Raw genomic sequence first — 14877 nt, 5'->3', positions numbered from 1 at the left:
ACACCACCATCCCACGCTCAACTGTCATACTCCGCGAAGGCGGAGTATCCAGTCATCGCTGGCGCAAATAACAGGCGGTGATGGAATATTGGATCACCCGCCTTCGCGGGTGATGACGGCCGAGACGTTACGCGACGAACTCATCGCGCCGATAGCCCTGAGCGTACAGCAGCGCGGTGAGGTCGCCATAGTCGATCCGCGCCGCCGCGGCGGCTGCGACCGCGGGCTTGGCGTGATAGGCGACGCCGAGGCCGGCGGCCTCGATCATGCCGAGGTCGTTGGCGCCATCGCCGACGACCAGCGTGTCGATGGCATCGAGGTCGAACGCCTCGCGCAGCTCGATCAGCGTGGCGAGCTTGGCGGCGCGGCCGAGGATCGGCTCCTTCACCTCGCCCACGAGCTTGCCGCCCTGCGCGATCAGCTCGTTGGCGCGGTTCTCCTGGAAGCCGATCTTGGCGGCGACCGCATTGGTGAACAGCGTGAAGCCGCCCGAGATCAGGCAGGTCCAGGCGCCGTTGGCGCGCATGGTCATCACCAGTTCGCGGCCGCCCGGCGTCGGTGTGATCCGCTTTTCCAGGACCTCGTCGACCACGCTCAGGGGCAGGTCCTTCAATAGCGCGACGCGCTCGCGCAGCGCCGGCTCGAAGGCGATCTCGCCGCGCATTGCGCGTTCGGTGATCTTCGAGACGTGCTCTTTCAGCCCGGCGAAATCGGCGAGCTCGTCGACGCATTCCTGGCCGATCATGGTGGAATCCATGTCGGCGAGAAAAAGCTTCTTGCGCCGGAAGGCGCGAGGCTGCACCACAATGTCGATGGGCAGGTCGCCGCGCGCCTGCTGCAGGCGGGTTTCGATCGCCTTGATGTCCTCGCTGCCGTCAAAGGGGATGTCGACGGCGACTTCGTCGAACAGCCACTGCGCCGCGCCCGGCGAGGGCAGGACGGCCAGCGCGCCGTCGACAATGGTGGAGTCGAGCGCCGGATTGGCGGGATTGCAGATGAGGGTGGCGACAAGCGACATGGCAGCGGCTTCAAGAGCTGGGACAAGAGCGGTGCTTATCGCAGGGCCGACCGCCAGCGGCAAGTCGGCGCTGGCGCTGGATCTTGCGCAAACAGCTCGCGGTGCCGTGATCAACACCGACTCGATGCAGGTCTATCGCGACCTTCGCATCATCACGGCGCGGCCGACGCCAGAGGAGGAGGCCCTGGTCCCGCACCGGCTCTATGGCCATGTCGACGCGAGCGTGAATTTTTCCGCCGGCGCCTGGGTCGCGGACGCCGCGAAGGTGCTGGCGGAAGTGCGCGCGGAAGGCCGCCTGCCGATCTTCATCGGCGGCTCGGGCCTGTATTTCAAGGCGCTCATCCGCGGGCTGTCGGCGGTGCCGCCGATCGCTGCCGAGGTGCGCGAGGGCGTCCGCGCGCGGCTCGAGCGCGACGGCGTCGAGGCGCTGCATGCGGAACTTTCCCGGCGCGACCCCGCCTACGCCGAACGCCTGAAGCCGCGCGACCGCACCCGCATCGCGCGCGCCCTCGAAGTCGTCGAGGCGACCGGCCGCTCGCTGACTGACTGGCATCGCGACGGCCTGCCGCCGCTATTGCCATCAGGCGAATTCTCCGCCCTGTTCCTCGCGCCCGAGCGCGACCAGCTCTATGCGCGAATTGATGCCCGGTTCGAGGCGATGCTGAACGCGGGCGCGCTGGAAGAGGTCGCCAAGCTTGCGGCACGCCATCTCGATCCGCTGCTGCCGGCGATGAAAGCCCACGGCGTGCCGGCCCTGATCCGGCACCTGAAAGGCGAGATCACCCGCAAGGAGGCATCCGAGATCGGCCGCGCCGATACCCGCCATTACGCCAAACGGCAATTCACCTGGTTTCGCCACCAACTGCCGGAATTCGAATGGATGGCGCCGGATGCCGCGCGGGGATGGCTGGAAGCCCAGCTATGACCGCGACGTGTGGCACGGCCTGCAAATTTCGCACTCGCCGAATGTCAGGAACCCCGCTACATTACGAAAACCGCGCTGAAAGCGTCCCTGCCTTGACATTCGGGCATTGGTCGCTATGGTCGCGCAACCTTTGGGAAGCCTGAGCCGCTCTATGCGTAACATTATTACCAAACTCATCGTCGTCGTACCCAGGCACACCGCCGGGGATGGCTAGCGGCCATCTGACAGACAGGCGGTGTGCATGGGGCCTCTCGGGCCCTTTTTTATTTCCCAAAACAGAGACTTAACGCGGCGCAAGAAACAGCGCATCCGGAGCCAGCCATGAAAGACAAAAGCCACGATCCGAACCAGATGACGGGAGCCGCGATGATCGTCCGCGCGCTGATCGATCATGGCGTGCAACACCTTTTCGGCTATCCCGGCGGCGCGGTGCTGCCGATCTATGACGAGATCTTCCAGCAGAGCGAGGTCGAGCACATCCTGGTGCGCCACGAGCAGGGCGCCGGCCATGCCGCCGAGGGCTACGCGCGCTCGACCGGCAAGCCTGGCGTGGTGCTGGTGACCTCCGGCCCCGGCGCCACCAACATGGTGACGGCGCTCACCGACGCGCTGATGGATTCGATCCCGCTGGTCTGCATCACCGGCCAGGTGCCGACGCATCTGATCGGCAACGACGCGTTCCAGGAATGCGACACGGTCGGCATCACGCGCCCCTGCACCAAGCACAATTGGCTGGTGCGCAACGTCAACGACCTCGCGAAGGTCCTGCATGAGGCGTTCTACGTCGCGACCTCCGGCCGTCCGGGCCCGGTCGTGGTGGACGTGCCGAAGGACGTGCAGTTCGCGGTCGGCACCTATCATCCGCCGCGCAAGTCCGACGTGCACATCTCCTACTCGCCGCGCGTGAAGGGCGATGCGGCGCAGATCCGCAAGGCCGTGGCGCTGCTCGCGTCAGCGAAGCGGCCGGTGATCTATAGCGGCGGCGGCGTCATCAATTCCGGCCCCGAGGCCTCCAAGCTGCTGCGCGATCTCGTCGAGTTCACCGGCTTCCCGATCACCTCGACGCTGATGGGTCTCGGCGCCTATCCGGCCTCGGGGAAGAACTGGCTCGGCATGCTCGGCATGCACGGCACCTATGAGGCCAACATGACCATGCATGATTGCGACGTCATGCTGTGCGTCGGCGCGCGCTTCGACGATCGCATCACCGGCCGCACCGATGCGTTCTCGCCGGGCTCGAAGAAGATCCACATTGATATTGACCCTTCCTCGATCAACAAGAACATCCCCGTCGACGTGCCGATCATCGGCGATTGCGCCAACGTGCTTGGCGACCTCTTGCAGGTGTTCAAGGCGGAGGCGAAGCGGCCGGACATCAAGGCGTGGTGGCAGCAGATCGCGCAATGGCGCGCGCGCAACTCGCTGTCCTACCGCAAGAACAACGACATCATCCTGCCGCAGCACGCGATCCAGCGCCTGTTCGAGCTGACGCGCGGCAAGGATACCTACATCACGACCGAGGTCGGCCAGCACCAGATGTGGGCGGCGCAGTTCTACGGCTTCGAGGAGCCGCACCGCTGGATGACCTCCGGCGGGCTCGGCACCATGGGCTATGGCCTGCCGGCCGCGGTCGGCGTGCAGGTGGCGCATCCCGACAGCCTCGTCATCGACATCGCCGGCGACGCCTCGGTGCAGATGACGATCCAGGAGATGTCGACGGCGGTTCAGTATGAACTGCCGATCAAGATCTTCATCCTGAACAACCAGTACATGGGCATGGTGCGGCAATGGCAGCAGCTCCTGCACGGCAACCGCCTGTCGCATTCCTATACCGAGGCGCTCCCTGACTTCGTCAAGCTCGCCGAGGCCTATGGCTGCGTCGGCCTGCAGGTGATCAAGCCGGCCGATCTCGACGGCGCGATCAAGGAGATGATCGCGATCAAGCGCCCGGTGCTGTTCGACTGCCGCGTCGCCGCGCTCGAGAATTGCTTCCCGATGATCCCCTCCGGCAAGGCGCACAACGAAATGCTGCTCCCGGAGGAGGCGACCGACGATGCGACCGCGACCGCCTTCGCCGGCGGCAAGGCGCTGGTGTGAGATGGGCTGATGTTCGATCTTGGACAGCTCGAGCGCGCGCAGGCGATTGTCGGCACCGCGGTGCCGCCGACGCCCGTGCATGCCTGGCCGCTGCTCTCCGAGCGGCTGGGAACGAGCGTCGTCGTCAAGCATGAGAACCACACGCCGACCGGCGCCTTCAAGGTGCGCGGCGGGCTCGTCTATCTCGACCGGTTGAAGCGCGAGCAGCCCGATACGCCCGGGATCATCTCGGCGACGCGCGGCAATCACGGCCAGAGTCTCGCCTTCGCCGCGCGTCGTCATCATGTGCGGGCGACGATCTACGTGCCGCATCGCAATTCGGTCGAGAAGAACCGCGCCATGCGCGCCTTCGGCGCCGAGCTGGTCGAGCACGGCCAGGATTTTCAGGCCGCGCGCGAGGAGGCGGTCCGGCGCGCCGAAAGCGGCGGCCTGCACATGGTGCCATCGTTCCATCCCGACTTGGTGCTGGGCGTTGCGACCTATGCGCTGGAGCTGTTCAAGGTCGCACCCGATCTCGACCTGCTCTATGTGCCGATCGGGCAGGGCTCCGGCATCTGCGGCTGCATCCGCGTCCGTGATCTGCTCGGCCTGAAGACCGAGATCGTCGGCGTGCAGTCGACGGAGGCGCCGTCCTATGCGCTGTCGTTCGCGGCCGGCACCATCGTCACCACCGAGACCGCCAACACCCGTGCCGACGGGATGGCGACCCGCATTCCCGACGCCGACGCGCTCGCCGTGATCCGCAAGGGCGCTTCCCGCATCGTGCAGGTCAGCGACGACGAGGTCGGCGCCGCCATCCGCTATTACTGGACCGACACGCACAACCTTGCCGAAGGCGCCGGCGCCGCCGCGCTCGCGGCTGCGCTGCAGGAGCGGGACAGGCTGCAAGGCAAGCGCGTCGGCCTGGTCCTGAGCGGCGGCAATATCGATTTCGATCTGTTCCGCCAGTGGGTCGGGACGGACACCGCCATCGGCGAACAGGTGGTGATGTGATGACGCAAGCGCTAGCCGAAAACTCTACCGTCATCGTCCGGCTTGACCGGACGATCCAGTACGCCGCGGCCTCTGTGCTGTTCTCAGGCGCCGGTGACTACTGGATGCCCGCCTTCGCGGGCATGACGAGCAACTAGTATGGGGACGACCATGAACCAGCCCGCATCCGCCTACTTCCTCGAAGAGCGTCACGACCCGAACGAGACCCACACGCTATCGGTGCTCGTGCAGAACGAGCCGGGCGTGCTCGCGCGCGTGATCGGGCTGTTCTCCGGCCGCGGCTACAACATCGACAGCCTCACCGTCTCCGAGACCGAGAGTCAGAAACATCTCTCGCGCATCACCATCGTGACCACGGGCACGCCGATGGTGATCGAGCAGATCAAGCATCAGCTCGACCGCATGATCCCGGTCTACCGCGTTGTCGACATGACGCTGACCGGCCGCTCGATCGAGCGGGAGCTGGCGATGGTGAAGGTGCGCGGCACCGGCGACCACCGCGTCGAGGCGCTGCGGCTGGCGGATGCGTTCCGCGCCCGCGTGATCGATGCCACTACCGAGAGTTTTGTGTTCGAGATCACAGGCAACACCGCCAAGATCAATCAGTTCATCGACCTGATGCGCCCGCTCGGCCTGGTCGAGGTGTCACGCACGGGCGTTGCCGCGATCGGGCGCGGGCCGGAAGGGATGTGAATCATGTTGGCGCGCGACTGGTACTACACGCAAAGACGCCGGGTCGGCATCGATACCGCGGTCGCCTCGATCTATGGCCGCCATGACGACAGCGATCTCCGCGCCCGCCAGACGCTCAAGATGCTCGGCGTCGAGCCGGGTTGGCGCGTCGCCGATATCGGTTGCGGCAACGGCGTGCTCGCCTGCGAGGCGGCGCTGATCGGCGCCGATGTCGATGCCATCGACATCTCGCCGGCGATGCTGACGCTCGCCAACATCTACGCGCGTGACCGCAGGGCGCGCATCCGCACCCAGCCGGCGGGCCTTCTGAGCTTCGCCTATCAGCCGAATTCCTATGACCTGATCGTCAGCGAATTCACGCTGCATCATTTGCCGGATTTCTGGAAAGCGGTGGCGCTGTCGCGGATCTTCAACGCGCTGAAGCCGGGCTCCGAGTTCTACCTCCGCGACATCGTGTTCGTCAGCATGCCCGACGGCCTCGAACGCGACGTCGAGGGCTGGGCCGATTTTTCCATCAAGAACCATGATTTCGAGCGCGAGGGCGTGATGACGCACATGCGCGACGAATATTCGACCTTCGGCTGGGTCATGGAACGCATGCTGACCGAAGTCGGCTTCACCCTGGTCTCCGCCGACTACCACGCGCCATTGCACGGCACCTATCTGCTGCGCAAACCGAAGCCGGAACAGAAGAGCTAGGGCGTGGTCAATTTGGATCGACTTGCCTCCACGACGGAACTGCGCTCCCTCTCCCGCTTGCGGGGGAGGGCTGGGGTGGGGGTGTCTCCGCGATTGACACTCTTTGAGTGGAGAGAGCCCTCACCCGGCGCGTACGCGCCGACCTCCCCCGCAAGCGGGGGAGGAGAGCGAGTTCGTGGATGGGCCGATTTCAACCAAATTGCATCGCGCTTCCCAGCATCGTGTTCGGCGAGAGGTTCGGGCCGCTGCGGCTTGCGGCCATGGCTGCCGTGATCGGCGGCATCGCCATCATGCTGCTTTCAAGACGTCCACAATCCCTGGCGAAAATCGCGTGAGTGGTGCCATGTCGCAGTCGCTTCTCGTTGCTTTCGTGATGTTCGCTGTCGTGATGTTCTTCACGCCGGGACCGAACAACATCATGCTGCTGTCCTCCGGGCTGACTTACGGCTTCCGCCGCACGGTGCCGCATATGGCCGGCATCACGGTCGGGTTTGCATTCATGGTCGGTGCCGTCGGGCTCGGCCTCGGCACCGTCTTCATCGCCTATCCCGTGCTGCAGACTATCCTGAAATATATCGGCGTCGCCTACCTGATCTATCTCGCCGCCGCGATCGCGATGGCCGAGCCGTCCTCGCCGGAATCCGGCGACGGCCGCAGTCGTCCCATGACGTTCTGGGGTGCGGCGATGTTCCAGTGGGTCAACGCCAAGGGCTGGGTGATGGTGATCGGCACCATCACGGCCTATGCGGCGATTGCCGAATTCCCATTGAATATCGCGATCCAGGTCGGCCTGAGCCTGATCCTCGGCACCTTGTCCTGCATTGCCTGGGCGCTGTTCGGCACCGCGTTGCGGCCGATCCTGACCTCGCGCCTTGCGGTGCGTGCTTTCAATATCGTGATGGCGATCCTGTTGCTTGCCTCGCTCTACCCGGTCTTCATGGACGCATGATGCCGCACTGCGCCATGCGAGAACGGGGTTTCCCCTGAAGGGGAAAATGCTCTACACAACGCCGGAAATTTCCGGGCGCCGGCGGTCTTGATCCACCTGTAAGCCCAATCCATCGGCCGATGTTCGGCCACCCCTTAAAGAGGAAACCACGATGCGAGTTTACTACGATCGCGATGCCGACCTGAACCTGATCAAGGGCAAGAAGGTCGCCATCGTCGGCTATGGCAGCCAGGGCCACGCCCACGCGCTCAACCTGAAGGATTCCGGCGTCAAGGAGGTGGCGATCGCGCTGCGTCCGGGCTCGGCCTCAGCCAAGAAGGCGGAGGCCGCCGGCTTCAAGGTGCTGAGCGTCGCGGACGCCGCGAAATGGGCGGACCTCGTGATGATGCTCACCCCCGACGAATTGCAGGGCGACATCTATCGCGAGCACCTGCACGACAACATGAAGAAGGGCGCGGCGCTGGTGTTCGCGCACGGCCTCAACGTGCACTTCAACCTGCTCGATCCGCGCCCCGATCTGGACGTCCTGATGATCGCGCCTAAAGGCCCCGGCCACACCGTGCGCTCCGAATATCAGCGCGGCGGCGGCGTGCCCTGCCTGATCGCGATTGCCAAGGACGTCTCCGGCAATGCGCATGATCTCGGCCTGAGCTACGCCTCGGCGATCGGCGGCGGCCGCGCCGGCATCATCGAGACCACGTTCAAGGAAGAATGCGAGACCGACCTGTTCGGCGAGCAGGTGGTGCTTTGCGGCGGCCTGGTCGAGCTGATCAAGGGCGGCTACGAGACGCTGGTCGAAGCCGGCTACGCGCCGGAGATGGCGTATTTCGAGTGCCTGCACGAGGTGAAGCTGATCGTCGACCTGATCTATGAAGGCGGCATCGCCAACATGAACTACTCGATCTCCAACACCGCCGAATACGGCGAATACGTCACCGGCCCGCGCATCGTGACCGCGGAGACCAAGGCCGAGATGAAGCGCGTTCTCGCCGACATCCAGGGCGGCAAGTTCGCCCGCGACTGGATGCTGGAGAACAAGGTCAACCAGACCTCGTTTAAGGCCACCCGCGCCAAGCTCGCCCAGCACCCGATCGAGGAAGTCGGCGCCAAGCTGCGCGACATGATGCCCTGGATCAAGAAGGGCGCCCTGGTCGACAAGACGAAGAACTAAGCCGAGCGTACGACTGTCGTCCCTGCGAAAGCAGGGACCCATAGCCACACAGGAAGTTGTTGTGGCGCGACCAAGCCGTTAGGGCGGAGCACACCACAAGCGCCTGTGGTTATGGGTCCCGGGTCAAGCCCGGGACGACGGCGTCATTGTGTTATCGCGCCTCGCAATGACAAGGCGATGGCGATGTTTCCCCTCATGGTGAGGAGCGCGTAGCGCGTCTCGAACCATGAGGCCCCGCTGGTGGCCTCGCCCTTCGCGACGGTCGCTACGCGACCTCCTCAGGGTGAGGGGAGAAGTTGGAATGCGCCGCTTGCAATGACCGCGGCCACACTCAGTTCGCGCCCAGCCGCCCCTCCGCCGGCTTCTCGATCCGGTTGTGGAGCTGCCAGAAGCGCACGGTGCGCTGGGCGGTCTCGATCGACAGGCGGCGGAAATCCCGTTGTGCCTGCTCCATTGTCTCCGCGGAGATCGGCTGCGCCGCCCGGCCGGTTGCGCAGGATCGTCTCCACCGTCGGCCAGTTCAGCCTGGCCGCGCGGCAGGGAATCAGGATCAGGTCGGAGCGGTGTCCTTCCATCACTCGCCCGATCATCTCGGGCGCCACGTCGTTGAGCAGCGCGATTGCGACGATCACCTCGTCGAACTTGCCCGCTTCGGCGAACTTGAACACCGCCGCATCGTCCAGCTCGTTGAGCTCCTTCATCAGCTTGACGAGTTGTTCGGCAATGCCGAAGCTGCGTCGCATCGCAGGCTCCTCGCGTGCGATCTCGTCGAGCACCTGCTGGATGTCGTCCTGCAGTGCCGGCGGCGCGATCGAGAGCAGGCGGGCGCGCACGGTGTCCTTGGCGCGGCTCAGGAGCTCGCGCAGGAATTGGATCGGAAGATCGATGCGCAATCCCAGGATCTCGACCAGCTCGTCGTCGCCTTCCGCGCGCGCGACGATGCCGGAATAGCCGGCCTCCGAGAAGCGCGCGCCGGCATTGTTGGCGAGCCGGCGGATTACGCGCACCTCGCCGCGATCGACGATCACGTCGGTGACCTCCTCAGGGAGGCTGGCGCGGCCGGAGATCGCAAGCAGGTGATCCTGTCCCTTGGTGCTGGCAACCTCGACCAGGGTTTCGGTGGAGACGCGGCTCGAATGCGCGAGCACTTCGCCGGCGACCTCGATTTTGTCGTCCTTGGCAAGGTGCTGGATCACCTCGAACGGCGCGTAGTCGAGCGGCGCGAGGCGCTTGCTGAGTTCGGCTTTGGCGCGGCTCTCGACGCGCGTGATCAGGAGGCACAAGACGTCGTCGAACACCTTGACCTGTTCGTCGTTCAAGCGGTCGCCGTCGTTCAGGAAGAGGTCGGTCACCCGCCGAAGGGTCTTGATCCGCTTCGCCGACGAGCCGTCTCTCACGGCTTCCTCGAGTTCGGCGATGATCGAGTGAGCCGGCTGTTGCACCATCATTGGCATTGTTCTTGTTGCAGGTTTCTCAGGTTGGCCGGGAAAATGACAAGCGCGGTCTTACACCTGCGTTAAGCTGGAACCCGCACCCCGCCTGTGCTCGCCGAGAAGGTTAGCAGGACGTAACCCGTTCAACTCAAGATCGCCGGATTGCACTCGCCGCGCGGTATTGATGCACCTGAGCTGCCCAAAACGCGCCGCAGGCCTGTTGCACACCGAACGCTCGGCTTCTCGGGAGTAGCAATGGCGACGATCGGAAAGAGCACCGCGGAACTCACTCATCTCGCGAACGAGGCGTTGCGCAGCCAGCCCGGATGCGAGACGGCGCAAGTTGTCGCCGTCTCGGTGCGGCCGCACGCCAGCGCGGGCCGCAATTGGGAAATCCCGAACGTCGTGCTCGGCGACAGCCTGATCAGCGACGTCGACCGCGGCGTCATCACCGTGCACCACCAGCTCGGCCGCAGATTCCATCTCGTCGGGGACGGTGAGTCCTAGAGCATGATGCCACTTGGTTGAATCGGCCTATCCGCGAACTGGCTTCACCTCTCCCGCTTGCGGGGGAGGTCGGCGCGAAGCGCCGGGTGGGGGCTCTCTCCACTCGCGATAGCGCGAGTCGTGGAGATACCCCCACCCCAGCCCTCCCCCGCAAGCGGGAGAGGGGGCGCAGCATCCGGTGATGCTAGGGGAGGGCATGCGCCGCGCCACGAAATCCTCCGTCGCGAAACCGCGCCGCCGCAATGCGCCGGCGGCCGCAACGAAGCCCTATCACCACGGCGACCTCCGGCATGCGCTGGTCGACGCCGCGCTGCAATTGGTGGACGAGGGCGGGCCGGACGCTGGCGGAAGCCTTCGCCAAAGGCCAGCTCCGCGCGTCCGATCTGAAGCGGGTCCAGATCGCCGGCCGCGCCCTGGTCTATGGCTTTGCCCGCATGAACATCGACGGCCATTTCCCGCGCTGGGGTGTCGCGGATGACGATGCCGAACGTACCGCAGAAACGATCATCGACCTTTTCATCGACGGGATCGCGAAGCGCTGAACGAGCCCTGGCTAGCGGATTTACCGTGCGTCGCGCCGGTGGCCGCAAATTCATTGCGCATTCATGACGCTTACATTACGGTTTTGTGACGCGACGCGGGTCCGGCTGCGTCGTCCGTCTCCTGGTCACCTCCAGTCAAGGCGAACTACCGCGCCGGGGAATGTTGCGTCGTCACCCATGGCGCCCGCGCCAAATCAAGGTTCTTCGATCGCCGCCATCGCCGGCGGCCTGGCCGCGATCGGTGTCTGGCGCCTGCTCGCCGTCGCCGCGCCACAGATGGCGGCGTTCGCGATCATGGTGCAGACCGAGACCGATTTCGGCTCGCGGCTGTGCTTCCTCTTGTCCTGGGGCACCCTGAACTTCTTCTTCATCGCGCTGCTGCGGCGGCCGGCGCTATCGGGCGCGCTGTCGCTGACGCTGGTGGTGGTGCTGGTGCTGCTCTCGCGGTTCAAGCACGAGGTCGTGCAGATGACCGCGAACTTCGTCGACCTGATGGTGATCGACCACGACACCGCGCACTTCCTGCTGACGATCTTCCCGAACCTGCGCTGGTCGCTGATTGGCGCAGGTCTCGTCACGCTGCCCCTGATGTATGCGCTGTGGTGGCTCGATCCGTTCCGCGTCCGCCGCCTGCCGGCGCTGGCCTGCAAGCTGGCGTGCCTTGCCGCACTGACCGGATACGCCGTCATCTGGCCGGATGAGGATTGGCGCGGCTATTACGACGACGGCTATCTCTCGAAATTCGCGCGTTCGGGCGTCACGGCGGTTTCCGATTTCATCAGCTACGGCTTCATGGAGTCGGATGCGGTCGCGAGCGGGCGTCTCAAGATCCCGCTGGTGGATTCCTGCCATCCGGCCGGTCGCCGGCCGAACATCATCCTGATCCACGATGAATCGAGTTTCGATATCCGTGCGGCCGAAGGCGTCAAGGTGCCGCCGGGCTATGGCGCGCAGTTCAAGTCCTATGACGGCGTCGAGCGAAAATTCCTGGCCGAGAGCAATGGCGGGCCGAGCTGGTTCACCGAATACAACGTGCTTGCCGGGCTCTCCTCGCGTTCCTTCGGCCGTTTCGCCTATTTTGTCACTCGCATCGCTTCCGGTCGCGTCGAGCGCGGGCTGCCGCTTGCGCTCCGCCGCTGCGGCTACAACACGCTTTCGCTCTATCCGGCGTTCGGCGCCTTCATGAGCGCGCGCAGCTTCCAGGCCACGACCGGCATCCAGCGCTTCTACGACGCGCGCGATCTCGGCGCCAAGGATGTCGAGCCCGACCGCTTCTTCTACGACAAGGCGCTGCGGCTGATGGCGGAGCAGCCGCCCGGCGCGCCGCTGTTCACCTTCGTCTATCTCGCCGCCAACCATTTCCCGTGGCAGACGCATTTGCGCCCCGACCTCACGCCGTCCTGGCGCCCGCTCGGCAACGCGCCCGTGATCGACGAATATCTGCGCCGGCAGGCGATGAGCGCCAGCGACTACGCCGCCTTCATTGCGGGACTGAAAAAGAAGTTTCCGGCCCAGCCGTTCCTGATCGTGCGCTACGGCGATCACCAGCCGGAATTCGCGCCGCATCTTCTCGATCCGAGCCTGGATGAGGCCGGCGTCGGCAAGAAGCTCGAGAAGTACGATCCGCGCTATTACGCCACCTATTACGCGATCGACGCCATCAATTTCGAACCGGTGAAGTCACAGGCCGTGATGGATACGATCGATGCCGCCTATCTGCCGCTGGTGATCCAGGAGGCCGCCGGCATTCCGCTCGATCCCTCGTTCGAGGAGCAGAAGAACATCATGCTCCGCTGCAACGGCCTGTTCTACGCCTGCAAGGACGGCGCCGAGGCGCGCCGCTTCAACCGCCTCCTGATCGACGCCGGCATGATCAAGGGGTTGTAGGGGGCGTGCCGTCGTCCCTTCTCGGTCATTGCGAGCGAAGCGAAGCAATCCATCTCGCCACAAGCGGAGGCATGGATTGCTTCGTCGCTTCGCTCCTCGCAATGACGGAGGCGTAGGGTGGGCAAAGCGAAGCGTGCCCACCATTCTTGCGGAGTGCTTGATAGTGGGCACGCTGGGCTTTGCCCACCCTACAGCTTCAGCGCCTCCGCGCCGCTGCGGCACGTGTACGAGCAGGTCCAAAGGATCCCCACCGTGGAATCGGCTTGCGGTTCTTCCCCGCGCAGCGTAATTTTCAACTACACGTAGATCATTCGGAAGCAATCTGTCGGGTTCGGCCTAGCGGGAGAGAGCGATGGCGGACGTCCCATGGCACCTTTCCGGTGACTATTTCGAGAATTGCAGTTGCAGCATCGTGTGTCCGTGCCTTGTGTCAGCGGCGGCCCCGTTGACCTCGCGACCAACCGAGGGCTTTTGCAACGTACCGCTGATCTTCCACGTCGAGAGTGGCCGCTATGGCGACATCACGCTCGATGGACTCAATGTGCTGGTTATCCTCCACGCGCCTGGGGTCATGGCAGACGGAGACTGGTCGCTGGCCACCTATATCGATCAGCGCGCCGACGATGATCAGACCGAGGCCCTCGTCGCGATCTTCACCGGCGCCGCCGGTGGTCCGATGGCCGCGTTCACACCGCTGATCAGCAAGAACCTGGGGGTGAGCAAGGTCCCGATCACATTCCGGATCGAGGGCAAGACGCGGTCCGCGGAAATCCCGGGTATTCTGCACATGTCCGTCGACCCGTTGCCGAGCATGCATCCGAGCGGGGAAATGTGGGCGAACATCGGCCATCCCGTTAGCCCCGACAAGATGGCGTTGGCAGTCGGCGCTTCCGGCAATACGTTCAGCGATCATGGCATGCGCTGGGATAATTCCGGCAAGAACGGCCTCTATGCGCCGATCCGCTGGTCGAACCAGGCGTGATGCAGCTCCTACGGCTCTGCGACAAGGCTGGCAACGTCAATCGCAAATGACCGACAGCACCCTGGAAATCGTGCTGCGGCGCGATCGCTGGGTCGTCGGCGGCGCGATCGGGACCATTGTCGCGCTGGCATGGAGCTATGTGGTCTGGCTTGCCAACGACATGGACATGGGTGGCATGGACATGACCGGGTTCCGCATGATCCCGGCCGGGATCGGAATCATGTTGCCGGCGAGCGAGCCATGGCGAGCGACCGAGTTCTCGTATGTGTTCCTGATGTGGGTCGTGATGATGGTCGGAATGATGGCGCCCTCGGCAGCGCCCATGATCCTCATGTACGCCCGCGTGGGTCGACAGGGGAAGGCGCAGGGCAAGCCGTTCGCCGCGACCGGCTGGTTTGCGGCCGGTTATCTCCTCGCCTGGAGCGGCTTTTCGCTGGCAGCAACCTTTCTCCAGTGGGTGATCGAGCGGGCAGCCCTGCTGGATTCCCGGATGGCGATCGCCAGCAATCTGCTCGGCGCAATCGTGCTGATCGCGGCAGGAGTCTATCAGTGGACACCGCTCAAGGACGTCTGTCTCGCCCATTGCCAGTCGCCGTTTCTATTCCTGATGCGCCACGGCGGCTTTCGCGACAACCCGCGAGGCTGCCTGCTGCTGGGGCTTCGGCACGGAGGCTATTGTGTCGGCTGCTGCTGGGTCTTGATGGCGCTTCTGTTCGTAGGCGGGGTGATGAACGTGCTTTGGATTGCGCTTTTGGCGCTGCTTGTCCTTTTGGAGAAACTGACGCCGGTCGGACGATGGATCGCGCGTGCTGCCGGCATTGCATGCGTGGCCGCCGGCGCTTGGCTGCTGGTGTCCTTGCCGCAGTGATGAGCAACCTGCTCAATGTTCAGTTCGGTTTGCCATCAGTGGCGTAGGGTGGGCAAAGCGAAGCGTGCCCACCATTCCCTGCGGAGTGCTTGAGGGTGGGCACGCTGCGCTTT

15 protein-coding genes and 1 pseudogene are annotated in these 14877 nt (G+C 64.6%); 14 read left to right on the top strand and 2 right to left on the bottom strand.

The genetic code is table 11. The features are described from left to right. Positions 1–127: 127 nt before the first annotated feature. Entirely contained in the window at positions 128–1018 is an 891-nt protein-coding gene (gene serB, locus ACVJGD_RS17705; protein WP_456635547.1) for a phosphoserine phosphatase SerB, read from the bottom strand. On the opposite strand from serB, the gene miaA reads away from it, so the two are divergent. The 9 genes and pseudogenes from miaA (at position 1017) to ilvC (ending at position 8545) form a co-directional block, all read left to right on the top strand. Beyond that, positions 1017–1943, top strand: coding sequence for a tRNA (adenosine(37)-N6)-dimethylallyltransferase MiaA (gene miaA / locus ACVJGD_RS17700; protein ID WP_456640281.1), 927 nt, complete (start codon positions 1017–1019; stop codon positions 1941–1943). The genes serB and miaA overlap by 2 nt on opposite strands. A gap of 321 nt (positions 1944–2264) precedes the next feature. After that, entirely contained in the window at positions 2265–4040 is a 1776-nt protein-coding gene (locus ACVJGD_RS17695; protein WP_456635546.1) for an acetolactate synthase 3 large subunit, read from the top strand. A 9-nt stretch (positions 4041–4049) separates the two neighbouring features. Next, entirely contained in the window at positions 4050–5033 is a 984-nt protein-coding gene (locus tag ACVJGD_RS17690) for a threonine dehydratase (protein ID WP_456635545.1), read from the top strand. Beyond that, entirely contained in the window at positions 5033–5170 is a 138-nt protein-coding gene (locus ACVJGD_RS17685) for a hypothetical protein (protein WP_456635544.1), read from the top strand. The genes ACVJGD_RS17690 and ACVJGD_RS17685 overlap by 1 nt, the downstream gene beginning before the upstream one ends. Positions 5171–5183: 13 nt before the next feature. Further along, complete coding sequence (gene ilvN / locus ACVJGD_RS17680) at positions 5184–5726, top strand: acetolactate synthase small subunit (RefSeq protein ID WP_456635543.1); 543 nt, start codon at positions 5184–5186, stop codon at positions 5724–5726. Between the two features lie 3 nt (positions 5727–5729). After that, a complete protein-coding gene (locus ACVJGD_RS17675; RefSeq protein WP_456635542.1) occupies positions 5730–6425 on the top strand; it encodes a class I SAM-dependent methyltransferase in 696 nt (231 codons plus the stop codon). A gap of 215 nt (positions 6426–6640) precedes the next feature. Then, a pseudogene (locus ACVJGD_RS17670) lies at positions 6641–6760 on the top strand (EamA family transporter); the annotation flags it as partial. A gap of 8 nt (positions 6761–6768) precedes the next feature. After that, positions 6769–7374, top strand: coding sequence for a LysE family translocator (locus tag ACVJGD_RS17665; protein WP_456635541.1), 606 nt, complete (start codon positions 6769–6771; stop codon positions 7372–7374). Positions 7375–7525: 151 nt separating this feature from the next. Further along, the gene (gene ilvC / locus ACVJGD_RS17660) at positions 7526–8545 is read left to right on the top strand and encodes a ketol-acid reductoisomerase (protein WP_456635540.1); all 1020 of its coding nucleotides are present in this window, start codon (positions 7526–7528) and stop codon (positions 8543–8545) included. Positions 8546–8823: 278 nt separating this feature from the next. Here ilvC and ACVJGD_RS17655 read toward each other — a convergent pair whose 3' ends face one another. Further along, positions 8824–9993, bottom strand: coding sequence for a DUF2336 domain-containing protein (locus ACVJGD_RS17655; RefSeq protein WP_456635539.1), 1170 nt, complete (start codon positions 9991–9993; stop codon positions 8824–8826). A 240-nt stretch (positions 9994–10233) separates the two neighbouring features. On the opposite strand from ACVJGD_RS17655, the gene ACVJGD_RS17650 reads away from it, so the two are divergent. The 5 genes from ACVJGD_RS17650 (at position 10234) to ACVJGD_RS17630 (ending at position 14764) form a co-directional block, all read left to right on the top strand. Next, the gene (locus tag ACVJGD_RS17650) at positions 10234–10485 is read left to right on the top strand and encodes a hypothetical protein (RefSeq protein WP_456635538.1); all 252 of its coding nucleotides are present in this window, start codon (positions 10234–10236) and stop codon (positions 10483–10485) included. 290 nt (positions 10486–10775) lie between these two features. Further along, the gene (locus ACVJGD_RS17645) at positions 10776–11027 is read left to right on the top strand and encodes a hypothetical protein (protein WP_456635537.1); all 252 of its coding nucleotides are present in this window, start codon (positions 10776–10778) and stop codon (positions 11025–11027) included. A 177-nt stretch (positions 11028–11204) separates the two neighbouring features. Then, positions 11205–12914, top strand: coding sequence for a sulfatase-like hydrolase/transferase (locus tag ACVJGD_RS17640; protein ID WP_456635536.1), 1710 nt, complete (start codon positions 11205–11207; stop codon positions 12912–12914). Between the two features lie 352 nt (positions 12915–13266). Beyond that, entirely contained in the window at positions 13267–13896 is a 630-nt protein-coding gene (locus ACVJGD_RS17635; protein WP_456635535.1) for a DUF1326 domain-containing protein, read from the top strand. A gap of 46 nt (positions 13897–13942) precedes the next feature. Next, complete coding sequence (locus ACVJGD_RS17630; protein WP_456635534.1) at positions 13943–14764, top strand: DUF2182 domain-containing protein; 822 nt, start codon at positions 13943–13945, stop codon at positions 14762–14764. Positions 14765–14877: the final 113 nt, after the last annotated feature.

Source organism: Bradyrhizobium sp. USDA 10063 (genome assembly GCF_054063735.1).
This window is presented reverse-complemented; position numbering and strand designations above follow the sequence as displayed.

Coding starts and splice junctions, on each gene's coding strand:
- miaA (WP_456640281.1), top strand. CDS start 1,017: ATGGCAGCGGCTTCAAGAGCTGGGACAAGAGCGGTGCTTATCGCAGGG.
- serB (WP_456635547.1), bottom strand. CDS start 1,018: ATGTCGCTTGTCGCCACCCTCATCTGCAATCCCGCCAATCCGGCGCTC.
- ACVJGD_RS17695 (WP_456635546.1), top strand. CDS start 2,265: ATGAAAGACAAAAGCCACGATCCGAACCAGATGACGGGAGCCGCGATG.
- ACVJGD_RS17690 (WP_456635545.1), top strand. CDS start 4,050: ATGTTCGATCTTGGACAGCTCGAGCGCGCGCAGGCGATTGTCGGCACC.
- ACVJGD_RS17685 (WP_456635544.1), top strand. CDS start 5,033: ATGACGCAAGCGCTAGCCGAAAACTCTACCGTCATCGTCCGGCTTGAC.
- ilvN (WP_456635543.1), top strand. CDS start 5,184: ATGAACCAGCCCGCATCCGCCTACTTCCTCGAAGAGCGTCACGACCCG.
- ACVJGD_RS17675 (WP_456635542.1), top strand. CDS start 5,730: ATGTTGGCGCGCGACTGGTACTACACGCAAAGACGCCGGGTCGGCATC.
- ACVJGD_RS17665 (WP_456635541.1), top strand. CDS start 6,769: ATGTCGCAGTCGCTTCTCGTTGCTTTCGTGATGTTCGCTGTCGTGATG.
- ilvC (WP_456635540.1), top strand. CDS start 7,526: ATGCGAGTTTACTACGATCGCGATGCCGACCTGAACCTGATCAAGGGC.
- ACVJGD_RS17655 (WP_456635539.1), bottom strand. CDS start 9,993: ATGATGGTGCAACAGCCGGCTCACTCGATCATCGCCGAACTCGAGGAA.
- ACVJGD_RS17650 (WP_456635538.1), top strand. CDS start 10,234: ATGGCGACGATCGGAAAGAGCACCGCGGAACTCACTCATCTCGCGAAC.
- ACVJGD_RS17645 (WP_456635537.1), top strand. CDS start 10,776: ATGCGCTGGTCGACGCCGCGCTGCAATTGGTGGACGAGGGCGGGCCGG.
- ACVJGD_RS17640 (WP_456635536.1), top strand. CDS start 11,205: ATGGCGCCCGCGCCAAATCAAGGTTCTTCGATCGCCGCCATCGCCGGC.
- ACVJGD_RS17635 (WP_456635535.1), top strand. CDS start 13,267: ATGGCGGACGTCCCATGGCACCTTTCCGGTGACTATTTCGAGAATTGC.
- ACVJGD_RS17630 (WP_456635534.1), top strand. CDS start 13,943: ATGACCGACAGCACCCTGGAAATCGTGCTGCGGCGCGATCGCTGGGTC.